The sequence below is a fragment of the Castellaniella sp. genome (assembly GCF_034007085.1).
Lineage (GTDB): Bacteria > Pseudomonadota > Gammaproteobacteria > Burkholderiales > Burkholderiaceae_B > Castellaniella.
Map to the genome: position 1 here is coordinate 1 of NZ_JAVERO010000069.1, position 10,886 is coordinate 10,886.

Consider the following 10,886-nt stretch of genomic DNA (forward strand, 5'->3'; position numbering starts at 1 on the left):
GGCGTGATCATTCATCTGGGCGATCAAACGCAGCACCTGCAGGGCATCGACACCATGCGCCAACATGCCCGAGACCGCCTGGGCCAGGTCCGCGCGCAATCCGGCCAGGGATTCGAAATCCTCGGCCTGTCGCATGGCGCGGGCCAGATGCACGATTCCGGTTCGCTGCAAGGTGAACAGGTCGCGTTCGGACACCATGCCGACCAGGGCGCCATCCTGCACGACGCACACATGTCCGATGCGATGGTGCGCCATCAGCAGAATCGCCTCGAAGGCCATGGCATCGGCCGGCAGGCCCTGCGGGTCCGGTGTCATGAGCGTCCCGATCGGCACATCCAGCCCGACTGCCGCAGCGGCCACCTCGCGGCGCAGATCGCGCAAGGTAAAAATCCCCACAGGCCGGCGATGTTCGTCGGTGACGACGATGCTGCCCACCCGGCGTTCGTGCATGCGCCGCACGGCCAGGGACAGCGGCAAGTCCGGCGCGCACACGACCGGATCGCGCGCCATGATCATCGACAGCGCCTGATCGAAGACATAGCCTTCTCCCTGGGCCGCGACGGCCTCTTGCCGCGTGCGCTGATGCAAGCGCCCCAGCAGGCTGCCTGCGCCACGCAGCGCAAATGCGCGAAAAGGTTCTGATTTTTCCAGGATCGCGACGAAATCCGACCGATCCACCTGCAGACAGAAGGTGTCCTGCAAGGCGCGATAACACGTGCGGGTGGGCCGCTGTCCCAACAATGCAGCCACCGGAAAGGCATCGGCCGGCCCCAGGACGAAATGGTCGCCCTGCCCGTCCTCTGCATCAGGGCGGTCCCCCTGGACCGCGCCCTGGCGGATCAGATACCAGGCAGCGGCAGCGCCGTCACCGGGCGCAGCGATGGTCTGTCCCGCTTCGAAGAAACGCAGTCGCATCCGCTCGATCAGCTGGCGCACGTGCGCCGGTTCCATCTGATCGAATGGCGGATATTCCCGCAGGAACTGCATCAGCCCCTGCACGTTCTGGTTGATCGCGTCCCTGTCGGCTGCAATTGTGTTTTCTGGCATGGCACCGCTCCCGCGTCTGTCATGGAAACTTGATTCATACCATGTTTTCCGGCGCAGCCGGACGACCTGCGTCAATGCCGCGCAGGAGCAGCGATCCCATTGGCCGGATCAGCCAGCCACGCCGACGATCACGCTGGAAGCCTTGAAGATCGCCTGGACGGAACTGCCCACGGCCAGGCCCAGCCCGCGTGCGCTTTCGTTGGTAATGATCGCCACCAGAGTCAGGCCGTCGGCATCGAGCACGACCTCGGTGTTGACCGCCCCGGTTTCCAGGCGCGTGATCTTGCCGCGCAGATTGTTGCGTGCGGAAAAGCGGGCCGAACCTTCTTCGGCAACCAGAATCACCGACGACGATTTCACCAGCGCGAAGACCTCGCTGCCCACCTGCAGACCCAGCGCCTTTGCGCTACCGGACGTGATGATGGCATGGATCGTCGACCGGCCACCCGCCAGCGCAATGCTGACCTCGTCATTGACGGCGCCGTGCTGCAGATTCGAAACCGTACCATTGAACGTATTGCGCGCACTCGTTTTCATGTCGTTTTCTCCCAGTGGATGAAAGCCCATCGCATCGGTGCGCCGCCTTGTGCGGCACGCCCTGGATCGGCATCATACCAAGCCCGCAGGCGGTCCCGTTCTGCCTGCTCCAGATCCGGGTAGGTCCAGGCCACCCGCGCGGCAAAGGCCGCGAACGAATCCGTCCCTGCCAGACGGCTGGGGATTTCGATGTAGTCCACACGGGGGTGGATGCCCTTGCGGTGGAGCAGGTTGAGGACATAGATGTAGTCCGGGAACCCCTGATGGCGACGCCCCAGGACATCGGCAATGGCGGGATCCATGAAATGGCCGCCCACCAGATGGGTCATGTAGACCCGCAAGCGGGCATGGGCCGAAAGCTTGTCCAGCGCGGCGTCCAGATCGGCCACATTGGATGCCCGCGAAGCCACGGCAATGTCGCAGACCGGCACATCAGACCAGTCGTCTTCCCAGGCACGGTGAATCGTCACTGCGTTTTCGATGCCTTGCTGCGCCGCCTCGCCACACAGGGCTTCCAGCATGGCTGCGCTGTAATCCAGCCCATAGACACGTTCCAGACGGCCTGCCAGCGGCAAGCAGATGGTGCCGGGGCCGCAGCCCACGTCCAGCAGCGTGCGCGCGCCACGCAAGTCCATGCGGGACAGGAAAGCGGCCGCATAACCGCTCGACTTCGACCGACACATGCCGCCCGCACGCACACGGGCGTCCCATTCGCTGGCCGGCTTGGGCGCCCGGCCGCTGCGGACCATGTGATTGCGGTACAACCGGGCGAAATCCACATCCTCGATCGTGATGGCCTCGCATTGCTGCGCATCGGTGGTGACGGTCATGTTTCAGGTTCCTCCATTCTGGCTCGGGCGGCGCCCGACAGGGCGCGTTCCAGGGTCTGCGCATCCAGCCCATACAGCCAGGCCAGACGCGACGGGGTCGCAACGGTAGTCGCCGGGCCGGGGCCATGCAGCACACCGTCTCGAATCACGGCGATGCGATCGGCGATCTGCAGCGCATGGTCGGGCTGGTGAGTCGACAGGAACACCCCCACACCTTGCGCCTTCAAGCGATCGATGCGTTCCAGCATGCGAATCTGGTTGCCAAAATCCAGGCTCGCGGTCGGTTCGTCCATGATCAGGATATCGGCCTGCTGCGCCAGCGCACGGGCGATCAGGGCCAACTGCCGCTGACCACCGCTGATTTCGGTATAACGGCGCCCCGCCAGATCGGCCAGGCCCACGGCGTCCAGACTGGCCGCCGCAATCCGGCGGTCGGCTCGTGACGGCAGGGAAAACCGGCCCACGTGGGCCGCACGCCCCATCAACACGATCTGCTCTACGGTATAGGGAAAGACACCGACATGCGCTTGCGGCACATAGGCCACCCGCCTGGCCAGTTCGGCGCGGGAACAATCCGACATCAACTGCCCGTCAACCAACACACGGCCCGACAGCGGGGGCAACAGGCCCAGCAAGGTCTTGAACAGTGTCGTCTTCCCGCTGCCGTTGGGGCCGAGCAGGCACAGAATTTCGCCCGTGCGCACATCCAGATTCAGCCCTCCGGCCACACGTCGCCCCCCATGGCCCACAGTCAGATCCAGCGCCTGGAGGATGGCCGTTCCGGTCATGGCCTACCCCCCCCATCCCGTCGACCGCGCGCCAACAGGAACAGGAAAAAGGGCGCCCCCACCAGTGAAGTCAGGATCCCCAGCGGGATCTCGATGCTCGCCGCGGTACGGGCCAGAGTATCGGCCAGCAGCAGGAACACGCCGCCGCCCAGCAGGGATGCCGGCAACAGGCGGGTAAACGCAGGCCCCACCAGCAGGCGGGCGATATGCGGCACAACCAGCCCCACCCAACCGATGATTCCGGTGAAAGAAATCGTGGCCGCCGTCGCCAAGGTCGCGGCAATCACCAGCGTCATGCGCATGCGCGCGACCGGCACGCCCAAAGCAACCGCCTCTTCATCGCCCAGACTGAGCAGATCGATGCGCCAGCGCAGCAGGAACATGGCGACCAGGCCCAGTGCCAGGACCGGCAGCGCATAGGCCACGTCCTGGAATGTCACGGCATTGAGCCCGCCCAGCAGCCAGAACGTAATCGTCGGCAACTGGCTGTAGGGATCAGCCAGCACCTTGATGAGCGAGATCCCCGCGCCCAGCAGCGAGGCCAGCGCCACCCCGGCAAGCACCAGCACCAAGGTCGGCTCATAGCCCTGCACTCGGGTGCTCACCAGATAGACCAGGGCGACCGCCGCCGAACCACCCAGGAACGCCAGGACCTGGACCGCCCCCAGCGGCAAGCCGAAATAAATGCCCAGCACAGCGCCCAGCCCGGCACCGGCGGACACGCCCAGGATATCCGGCGAGACCAATGGATTGCGAAACATGGCCTGATAAGCGGCACCTGCCGCAGCCAAACCGGCCCCCACGAGCACAGCGCCCAACACACGGGGCATGCGCAAGTGCCACAACACCGTCGCCAGTGGATCAGCCGCCGCATCACTGGGGGGCCCGGCCAGCAGCGCACGCAGGAATTCAACCGTGGAGGCGGGATATTTGCCCGCCAGCAGCGCCCACAGACAAGCCGCAATCAGACAGGCAGACGGCAGCACGCGGCGCACAACACCCATCACGCAGATTCCACCAGCAAGCGCTCCAGCGCCCCCGCCTCTGGCGTAAATCCATAGAACAGCGAGAAAAAATCCCGTGCTGCCGCGACCGGCGTCGGCAGGCCGACGTCCGGATACAGCAGCGGCAGCAGCCAATGCAGACCCAGCAGGCGATTGACACCCGGGGGTCCGTCCAGCCAGCCGAAAGGCAGCACGGGCGCGCCATGCACCTGCCCCTCGCGCACGGCGCGCAGCGCCCGCCAGCCGCTGTCTGATCGGATATGGGCCAGGACGGCCGCGTCCTGGCCCAGAATCATGTCCGGATCCCAGGCCAGCAGTTGTTCCAGCGAAACGCGGGCCAGGCCGCCATCGCCCAGTGCATCCGCCACATTGCGCCCGCCAGCGGCCTGCAGGACTTCGGTGTGGATGGCGCCACGCAACCCTGTTTCCAGGCCGTCGCGGCCGCGCGCAAAGTAAATGCGCGGCCCCGCAGCACGGCTGGCCAGACGCTGCGCCAGATCCAGCACGGCCTGAGCATGGGCCGCCAGCTGTTCGCCCCGCCGTTCGACGCCCAGTAAACGCCCGACCTGGCGCAACTGGGCAGCCGAATCCGCCAGCCGCCCATCGACCAGGACGTAAGGCACCCCGGTCTGCTCCTGTACCCGTCGGGCCGCTGACCGGTAGGTATCGTTGACCGTCCCGGCATCCAGGATCAGATCCGGCGCCAGGGCCAGCAAGGATTCCGCCGACAGCGTGCTGCCCCGGCCAGACAGCCGGCCCAGGAAAGGCAGTGTTCTCATGTGGGGCGCAACCCAGGCCAGGGCCTGCGGCCCGAGGGGCTGAGACCAGCCCAGCAGTTTGTCCGGCGCCAGGCAATACACCAGCACGCCAGCGGGCGGGCCCGCCGTCAGGACGCGCGTCACCCGGGCCGGGTCCGGGATCGCCCCGAACACCCCGGCCAGGACCTCGCCGGCCGATGCCCGCCAGGCCCAGGGCGCCAGCAGCAGGGCCTGCAACAGGCGGCGGCGCCCGCACAAGGTTGCGCTACCCGGCATGGGCGGCCCTGCGGGATGCATTCAGCGCCTGGGTTTCCCAGGCCCGGAGATGATTCATATCGGCCGACAGTTCGACCCCCAGCCCCCCCGTGAACTGCCGCCAGTCCCCCAGGAATTCCTCGGCCACGATGGTCAGCACCGGGATATCCTCGCTCATCAGCGTAAGAAATTCCTGTGCAAATCCCGCCCCATCCGCCTCCTGGCGGCCGAAACGGTTCACCACCACCAGATCGGGGCGCGCCTGGACCGCCGTGCGCAGCGTGGAAGCAGCGGCCGCCAAGCATGAGATGTCGAGACAGCAGGCCTGGGAGCCCTCGCCCAGGTCCTGGAAGATCTCGAAAATATCGCCCGTATCAATATCCCGCAGGCAGCGCCCGCCCCGTCGCCGTCCATCGGGCCGGCGCGCCATGAGCAGGCCGTGCACCGAGCGGCCCCGTGCGCGCAGATCGTTCACGAAATCCAGCATCACGGCATCGGCAGCATCCTCGTGCGCATGCACGATGGCGGCAATCGGTGGCAACGGGGCATCCATGAGGGGTCTCCTGCAAGTGGATCAGAAACGATACATGCCATTCACAAACCACGTCCGGCCCGGCATCGGATAGCCGTCAGCCAATTCGTAGTACTTGTCCATCACATTGCGCACACCAAAGCCCAGGCTGATGTCCTTGCGCGGTTCGAACGTGGCTTTCAGGCCCAGGACCGCAAAGCCGGGCAGGTCGATATAGGACTTCTCGAAGCCGACCTTGCGGCCCGATTCGGCTTCCAGGGTCGCCTGCGCAGTCCAGTGCGCCGTCGGCTTCCAGCCCAGGTGCGCAAACACCCGATGCCGGGGGACATCGGTAAGCGGCACATCCGGATCGCTGAGATTATGACGCTGAATCCAGGTGTAGGCGAGCCCGGCTTCCCAGCGTTCCCCCAGTTGCTGGCGGAAATCCACTTCGAACCCACGCACCCGGGCGCGACCGATGTTGACCGCATGGTCGCACAGTGCGGGCTTGCCCTTTCTGTCCACGCAATTGCCGACGACCATTTCGTTCTGGATCAGGTCTGTCACAGAGCTGTAGAACAGCGAGACCTCTGCATGCCCGTCCTGCCAGGGCACGCCGCGCCAGCCCAGTTCGACATGGCGGGCGACCTCGGGCCGCAGATCCGGGTTGGGCAGCGCCGTGCCCATCTTGGCGGAATAGCGGTCCTTGATCGTGGGAAAGCGCGTTTTGTGCGCCACGCTGGCGAAGAATTCGTGGTTTTCGGAATAGTCATAGATCAGCTCGGCCAGGCCATTGGCGGCATGGGTGGAGCCGGTCGGCCAGTGATAGACTTCTCGTGCTTCGCGTTTTTCGTAGTCAGCCCCCACCCGCAAACGCCAGCGATCGCCCAGCGCCATCAGGTCCTCGAAAGCAATCGATGTCGTCACGTCGCGGTAGCGCTTGGTCGCCTCGGGAGTCGGGTCCTTGTGGCGATCGTCCTTGTAGTGCGCAGCCACGTGGAATTCATGGCCGCGAAACGCGCGCGTGATGAATTCCACAGAGGCACCATACGTCGTATCCTCGTAGGTGCTCCTCGGCCCGGTCGTGACCTCGTAGCGGTCATCCTTGTACATGTCCAGGCCGTTCTTGTATTGGTCCCAGTACACCCGGGTCTTCAGGGTGTGATGCTGCCCGATGTCGGTGCTGCTCAGGAAATAGACGCTGTCCTTGTCCCAGTACGGCCAGCGCCAATAGCGCGGCTTGCTGTCGCTGCGGCCGGTATAGACCGGATTCCCCTTGCGCCCTTCCTGGTGCGCATAGCCAATGGCGTATTCGTCGGTCGCATTGGGCGTCAGGCCGAACTTGACCGAGGCGCGCGTGTCCTTGCGGTCGGCATTTTCCCGCCAGTGCCCGGTGTCGGTCGGCGTGGTCTTGTGATCCGTGAAGCCCTTGCCCAGACGGAACGTATCGGCTTCGAGATACGACAGACCAGCCTGCAGGTACCACAGTCCCTGGTTGGTGCCCATGTTCAGCGCCGCCATTTTTTCATGGCCCGATGCGTAACCCAGCCGTACATCCCCTTCCAGTTCGCGGGTAGGCCGACGAGAAATCAGATTGATCGCGCCCCCCATGATGTTCGGTCCATACAGCAGCGAGGCCGCGCCCTTGGCAACCCGGATCTCGGACAGATCGAAGGTGGTGAAGCGGCCAAAATCGACATACCCGTCATAGGGCACATACAGCGGGATGCCGTCCAGGAACAGAGGCACCTGACGCGGGTCGAAACCCCGCACGTACACCATGTCTTCGTTGCGGCTGTTCTTTGACAGGGTCACGCCGGGCTGGGTATTGACTGCCGCACCGACGGTGAACGTGTCGTACCGCAGCAGATCCTCGCCGTCGATCCGGCTTTCCCCTGGCGTGTCCTGGCGTTCGCCCCGAACCGTCACGCTGCCCAGTTCGAAGACGTTCTTGTCCGCCCCCCATGCCGTCCCGATCGCGCACGCAACGCAAACGGGCAGCATACCCAACTGCCGGATGATGCTCATGAAACCATTCCCCCCAGAACCTATGGAAAAATCGCTATATTGTTATCTATATATCGAAAGATGTGCATTGATGTCGCACAAGCCTTTCCCAGCAAGGATAGTGCCGACTGCGCGATTTATCTATATATCAAGGGTGATATCGAATATCACAGCCTGTCGATGCGTTCCGCGATGGCGCGACCCATCCCGGTCGTATCTGCGGTTCCCCCCAAATCGCGGGTGCGCGGCCCCTGTTCCAGCGTTTGCTCGATGGCCGTCATCAATTCGCCCGCAGCGATCCGGCACCCGGCATCCCGTTCACCCAGGAATTCCAGCATCATCTGGGCCGACCAGATCATGCCCACCGGATTGGCGATATTCTGCCCATAGATATCGGGGGCCGATCCATGCACGGGCTCGAACAGTGACGGATAGCGCCGCTCGGGATTCAGGTTGGCCGACGGCGCAATGCCAATCGTACCGGTGCAGGCCGGCCCCAGGTCGGACAGAATGTCGCCGAACAGGTTCGAGGCCACCACCACGTCGAAACGCTGCGGCTGCAGCACGAACCGCGCGCACAGAATGTCGATGTGATGCTTGTCCCAGGTCACGTCCGGGTACTGCGCAGCCATGGCCTGAAGCCGTTCGTCCCAATACGGCATGCTGATGGCCACGCCATTGGACTTCGTCGCCGAAGTCAGCACATGCCGGGGCCGCCGCTGGGCCAGGTCAAACGCATATTTCAGGACTCGATCGATCCCGTGGCGGGAAAACACCGATTCCTGGATCACGATTTCGCGCTCGGTGCCCGCATACATCCGTCCTCCCAGGTTGGTGTATTCACCCTCGGTGTTCTCACGCACCACCAGGAAATCGATTTCGCCGGGCTGGCGGCCTGCCAGAGGTGCCGGCACGCCGGGCATCTGCCGCACGGGCCGCAGGTTGATGTACTGGTCGAACCCTCGGCGAAACTGCAGCAGCGAACCCCACAGGGACACATGGTCGGGCACCACATCGGGCCAGCCGACCGCGCCGAACAGAATCGCATCGAAGCCTCTCAGATGGTCGAACCAGTCGGTCGGCAGCATGGTGCCGTGCCGCTGCCAATAGTCGGCGCAGGCCCAATCCAGATGCTCGAAGCGCAAGCCCAGGCCGTGGCGGCGTTCCAGGGCGTCCAGTGCGCGCAGCGCTTCGGGCATGACTTCCTTGCCGATCCCGTCCCCGGGAATCACGGCGATGTTGAATGTGTGCATGATGTCGTATGAGTCTCAGATTGTCTTCAGGCGGCGGCCACCGCCTCGTTCAGGCGTCGCGGCAGGCGCCCCAGTCGAACAGGAGCCGCAAGGTCTCACGATCACCTTGGCCCCCCAGGCAGGCCAGCGCCAGCATCAGGCGCATGCGCACCTTGCGTGCGGACAGGCCACTGACGCCCAAGGCGCCCGATTCCTGCAAGTTGTGCAGCGAACCAGGGTATTCGTAGCAGGGCAGGACCGCTCCATGCAGCGCCACGCTGCACACCAGCACTGCAATGCCGGCCTGCGTGGCCAGCGCTACCTCGGGCACCCAGGAGGGCGGCACCTGGCCGCGCCCAACGCCTTCCAGCACGATCCCCGCGACCTGCGCATCGACCAGAGCACGCAGCACCTGCGGGCCAGCGCCCAGGCTGGCGGTTGCGATCTCGACCTGAGGCAAGACGCCGCCCGGCGGCTGCAACAGCGGCTGACGCCGGGGCTGTTGATAGATCCGCACATCCTTGCCATCGACGAAACCCAGGCAGCCCAGACCCGGAGACTCGAAGCCATTGAGCTGAAAACTACTGGTCTTGCGCACGAAGGCGGCGGCATGGACGGTTTCGTTGAAGACCACCAGCACCCCCAGCCCTCGGCACGCAGACGAAGCAGCGGCCCGAATGGCATCGCGCAGATTCGTGTAGGCATCAGTGCCCGATGCATGCGGCACGCGCTGCGACCCCGTGACGACCAGAACGACATCGCGCGTACGCACGCTGCATTCCAGGAAATACGCAGTGTCCTCCAGCGTATCGGTGCCATGGGTGACGACAATGCCATCGGCTTCACCCGCGTCGATCAAACGCTGGCACTCGACACACAGCACCTGGAGATCTGCTGGCGACAGGGCGTTGCTGGCCTTCTGGAACAAGGAACGCACCTCGACCTGGATGTCCTCGATGCCAGGCACCCGACGCACCAGATCAGCGCCCGGCAGCGCGCCGGCGATGTTGCGGCCTTCCGGGCCTGGGCGACTGGCGATGGTCCCGCCGGTGGACAACACAACGACGCGCTTCATGCGTCACCCTCTGGCAGAACTCCGCTGCGCCCCGCATGCCACGCCACGCCGCAGAATGGGTCACGAGCGCAATCCGCAACACGGATTTCTATCTTTGCAATCAAGGGAAGTTCTCCTGTCGATGCGCGCCTGACACGGCGCGCATCACGCTCAATACAGCAGGTTGGGCAGCACCGTGCTGAACCAGGGCACGTAGGTAATGATGATCAGCGCAACGATCATCAGCAGAATGGTCGGCAATGCGGCCCGGAAGACCTGGAACAGGGTCATCCCCGAAATCGACATGGCCACGAACAGATTCAACCCGACCGGCGGCGTCAACATACCGACCGACAGGTTCACCAGCGTGATGACGCCAAAATGAATGGCATCCACGCCGACCTGGGCCGCGATCGGCTGCATCAGAGGCGCCAGCACGATGATGGCCGAGGCGCTGTCCAGGAACATGCCTGCGACCAGCATGATCAGATTGAACAGCATCAGGATCACGACCGGTGAATCTGTTCCGGCCAAGACTTCAGCTGCCAGCTTGGACGGTGTACCGGTACTGGCCAGGATCCAGGAAAATGCCGACGCGCCTGCCGTAATCAGCAACAAAGTGCCCGACAGCACGCCAGTATTGCGCAGGATGGTCAGGGTCGCCCGCCAGGAAATCGAACGATAGACCACGGCGCCTACGAACCAGCCATATAGACACGCCGCAGCGGCAGATTCCGTGGGCGTGAACAGTCCGGTGTAGATGCCGCCCAGCAGCAGCACAGGCAACCCCATGCCCCACAGCGACCGGCCAACCGCCTCGCCGATCTGGCTCAGGCTGGGAAAGGGCTCGCGCGGGTAGCGAC

The 10,886-nt window shown here is 64.5% G+C and carries 11 protein-coding genes; all 11 read right to left on the minus strand.

Going from position 1 to position 10,886, the window contains the following annotated elements; all coding sequences use genetic code 11:
- Positions 1 to 1,047: CBS domain-containing protein (locus RBR29_RS07540; protein ID WP_320348353.1), on the minus strand; the 1,047-nt coding region annotated here is incomplete at its 3' end.
- A gap of 108 nt (positions 1,048 to 1,155) precedes the next feature.
- Positions 1,156 to 1,584 (minus strand): TOBE domain-containing protein, encoded by a 429-nt coding sequence (locus RBR29_RS07545; protein ID WP_320348354.1) that lies wholly within the window; start codon positions 1,582 to 1,584, stop codon positions 1,156 to 1,158.
- Entirely contained in the window at positions 1,581 to 2,414 is an 834-nt protein-coding gene (locus RBR29_RS07550; RefSeq protein WP_320348355.1) for a methyltransferase domain-containing protein, read from the minus strand. The genes RBR29_RS07545 and RBR29_RS07550 overlap by 4 nt, the downstream gene beginning before the upstream one ends.
- Complete coding sequence (locus RBR29_RS07555) at positions 2,411 to 3,202, minus strand: ABC transporter ATP-binding protein (RefSeq protein WP_320348356.1); 792 nt, start codon at positions 3,200 to 3,202, stop codon at positions 2,411 to 2,413. The genes RBR29_RS07550 and RBR29_RS07555 overlap by 4 nt, the downstream gene beginning before the upstream one ends.
- Positions 3,199 to 4,206 (minus strand): iron ABC transporter permease, encoded by a 1,008-nt coding sequence (locus tag RBR29_RS07560; RefSeq protein WP_320348357.1) that lies wholly within the window; start codon positions 4,204 to 4,206, stop codon positions 3,199 to 3,201. The genes RBR29_RS07555 and RBR29_RS07560 overlap by 4 nt, the downstream gene beginning before the upstream one ends.
- Positions 4,206 to 5,240 (minus strand): iron ABC transporter substrate-binding protein, encoded by a 1,035-nt coding sequence (locus RBR29_RS07565; protein ID WP_320348358.1) that lies wholly within the window; start codon positions 5,238 to 5,240, stop codon positions 4,206 to 4,208. Before RBR29_RS07565 ends, RBR29_RS07560 begins: the two co-directional genes overlap by 1 nt.
- The gene (locus tag RBR29_RS07570; protein ID WP_320348359.1) at positions 5,230 to 5,772 is read right to left on the minus strand and encodes a DUF2478 domain-containing protein; all 543 of its coding nucleotides are present in this window, start codon (positions 5,770 to 5,772) and stop codon (positions 5,230 to 5,232) included. The genes RBR29_RS07565 and RBR29_RS07570 overlap by 11 nt, the downstream gene beginning before the upstream one ends.
- A gap of 21 nt (positions 5,773 to 5,793) precedes the next feature.
- Positions 5,794 to 7,758 (minus strand): TonB-dependent receptor, encoded by a 1,965-nt coding sequence (locus tag RBR29_RS07575; RefSeq protein ID WP_320348360.1) that lies wholly within the window; start codon positions 7,756 to 7,758, stop codon positions 5,794 to 5,796.
- Between the two features lie 146 nt (positions 7,759 to 7,904).
- On the minus strand, positions 7,905 to 8,990 hold the full coding sequence (locus tag RBR29_RS07580; protein WP_320348361.1) for a tartrate dehydrogenase: 1,086 nt from the start codon (positions 8,988 to 8,990) through the stop codon (positions 7,905 to 7,907).
- Positions 8,991 to 9,039: 49 nt separating this feature from the next.
- Positions 9,040 to 10,044 carry an asparaginase gene (locus tag RBR29_RS07585; RefSeq protein WP_320348363.1) on the minus strand — a complete coding sequence of 335 codons (1,005 nt, stop codon included), beginning with the start codon at positions 10,042 to 10,044 and terminating at the stop codon, positions 9,040 to 9,042.
- Between the two features lie 150 nt (positions 10,045 to 10,194).
- Positions 10,195 to 10,886, minus strand: a 692-nt coding sequence (locus RBR29_RS07590) for a TRAP transporter large permease (protein WP_320348364.1), incomplete at its 5' end; no start/stop codon positions are given.

Coding starts and splice junctions, on each gene's coding strand:
- RBR29_RS07545 (WP_320348354.1), bottom strand. CDS start 1,584: ATGAAAACGAGTGCGCGCAATACGTTCAATGGTACGGTTTCGAATCTG.
- RBR29_RS07550 (WP_320348355.1), bottom strand. CDS start 2,414: ATGACCGTCACCACCGATGCGCAGCAATGCGAGGCCATCACGATCGAG.
- RBR29_RS07555 (WP_320348356.1), bottom strand. CDS start 3,202: ATGACCGGAACGGCCATCCTCCAGGCGCTGGATCTGACTGTGGGCCAT.
- RBR29_RS07560 (WP_320348357.1), bottom strand. CDS start 4,206: ATGGGTGTTGTGCGCCGCGTGCTGCCGTCTGCCTGTCTGATTGCGGCT.
- RBR29_RS07565 (WP_320348358.1), bottom strand. CDS start 5,240: ATGCCGGGTAGCGCAACCTTGTGCGGGCGCCGCCGCCTGTTGCAGGCC.
- RBR29_RS07570 (WP_320348359.1), bottom strand. CDS start 5,772: ATGGATGCCCCGTTGCCACCGATTGCCGCCATCGTGCATGCGCACGAG.
- RBR29_RS07575 (WP_320348360.1), bottom strand. CDS start 7,758: ATGAGCATCATCCGGCAGTTGGGTATGCTGCCCGTTTGCGTTGCGTGC.
- RBR29_RS07580 (WP_320348361.1), bottom strand. CDS start 8,990: ATGCACACATTCAACATCGCCGTGATTCCCGGGGACGGGATCGGCAAG.
- RBR29_RS07585 (WP_320348363.1), bottom strand. CDS start 10,044: ATGAAGCGCGTCGTTGTGTTGTCCACCGGCGGGACCATCGCCAGTCGC.